Annotated in this window: 1 protein-coding gene and 1 pseudogene; both read left to right on the top strand. The window is 80.7% G+C overall.

Annotated elements, in window-relative coordinates:
- A partial coding sequence (locus ABD317_RS36605) for an FtsX-like permease family protein (RefSeq protein ID WP_344296322.1) occupies positions 1–1,391 on the top strand: 1,391 nt, incomplete at its 5' end.
- 59 nt (positions 1,392–1,450) lie between these two features.
- Positions 1,451–1,718: pseudogene (locus ABD317_RS36600) on the top strand (hypothetical protein); the annotation flags it as partial.

Genomic DNA, 1,718 nt, shown 5'->3' with positions numbered 1-1,718 from the left:
CCGGGGCGCCCGGGGAACTGCGGATCGTGGCGCCGCTCGCCGCCGACGGCGCCCGCGGCGGGGCCCCGGCCGCGGTGACCGTGACGGTCGAGGACCGGTACGGGGCCGCGTACGAGCTGCCCGCCGGCGACCTCCCCGCGGACGGCCGCACCCGCACCCTGACCGCCGGCATCGCCGCCGCCGCGGGGGCCCCCGACGGCCGCCCCGCGGGGCCGCTGCGGCTCACCGGCCTCCGGCTCGTACACCCGCAGCCGCGCAACGGCGGGGAGCGCCGGCTCGACGTCGAGCGGATCGAGGTTGCGGGGTCCGCCGCCGGCGACCGCGCGGACGCGGGCGGCGGCCGGCGGCCGGGCCGGGAGATCCCCGTGCCGGACGGGTTCACCTGGCACGGGGAGGCCGCCGCCGAGCCGGAGGCGCTGCCCGAGGAGGTTCCCCCCGCCGTCGTGGAGCGGCCCCGTACCACCGACCGGTCCGCGCTCTCCCTGCGCTACGACACCGGCGACCAGCTCATCGCCCCCTGGACCGGCCCGCCCGTGGTCACCGTCACCGTCTCCGCCGCGCGCGGCGCGACCCCGCCGCTGACCGCCCTGGCCACCGACGCGATGCTGCGCTCCACCGGTTCGAAAGTCGGCGACACCCTCAGCGTCCCCGTGCCCGGCGGCAGCCTGTCCGTGCGGATCGCCGGCTCGCTGGCCGAGCTGCCGACCACCGGCCCCGGCTCCCCCGCCCGCGGGGAGCAGTCCCGCGGACAGTCCGGCGGCGCCCTGCTGCTGGACCTGCCCGCCGTCAACCACGCGCTGACCCAGCGGGGGCTGGCCACGCTGCCGCCCTCCGAGTGGTGGCTGACGACCGAGCGGGGCCGCACGGACACCGCCGTCACGGCGCTGCGCGGGCGCGCCGACACCGACCCCGCCCACGTGCTCGTACGGGACGAACTCGCCGGCGAACTCGGCGGCGACCCCCTCGGCGCCGGCCCGCAGGCCGCGCTCGCCGCCACCGCCGTCGCCGCGGCGGCGCTGGCGGCGCTCGGCTTCGCGGTCAGCGCGGCGGCGTCCGTACGCGCACGCACCCGCGAGTTCGCGGTGCTCCGCGCCCTGGGGGCGCCGCAGCGGCAGCTGGCGCGCACCTTCGCCGCCGAGCAGGGCGTGCTGATCGGGCTCGCGCTGGCCGCCGGGTCGCTGCTCGGCTGGGCGCTGGCCCGCGCCGTCATCCCGCTCATCACGCTCACCGGCCGGGCCGCGCAGCCGGTGCCGCCGGTGGTCGTGGAGCTGCCGGCGGGGTCGGTGGCGGGCCTGCTGGCGGCGGTCGCGGCCGTTCCCGTCCTCGTCACCGTGCTCGTCGCGCTGCGCCGCGGCGATCCGGCGACGGCACTGCGCCTGGGAGGCGAGTGAGATGTCCGCCGCACGCGCCGCCGCCCGGCCGGGCCCGGACACGACCGGAGGCCGGTGACATGCCCCCAGCACAGGACCCACCGGAGACGCCCGAGACCCCGGGTCCCCCGGACACCCCGGACGCCACCGACACCGCGGACGCCGCGAACCGGTCAGACACCCCGGACACCGCGGACGCCCCGAGTACTCCGCACGCCCCCGCCACCCTGGACACCCCCGCCGCACGAGACGCCCCGGACTCACCCGGCGCCCCCGCCGCGCCGCGCCGGCCCCGCCCGCCGGGGGCGCCCGGCGCCGCGCTGGGGGTGCGGACCCGGAGGTCTCGTC

Source organism: Streptomyces synnematoformans (genome assembly GCF_039531005.1).
GTDB lineage: Bacteria > Actinomycetota > Actinomycetes > Streptomycetales > Streptomycetaceae > Streptomyces > Streptomyces synnematoformans.
This window is presented reverse-complemented; position numbering and strand designations above follow the sequence as displayed.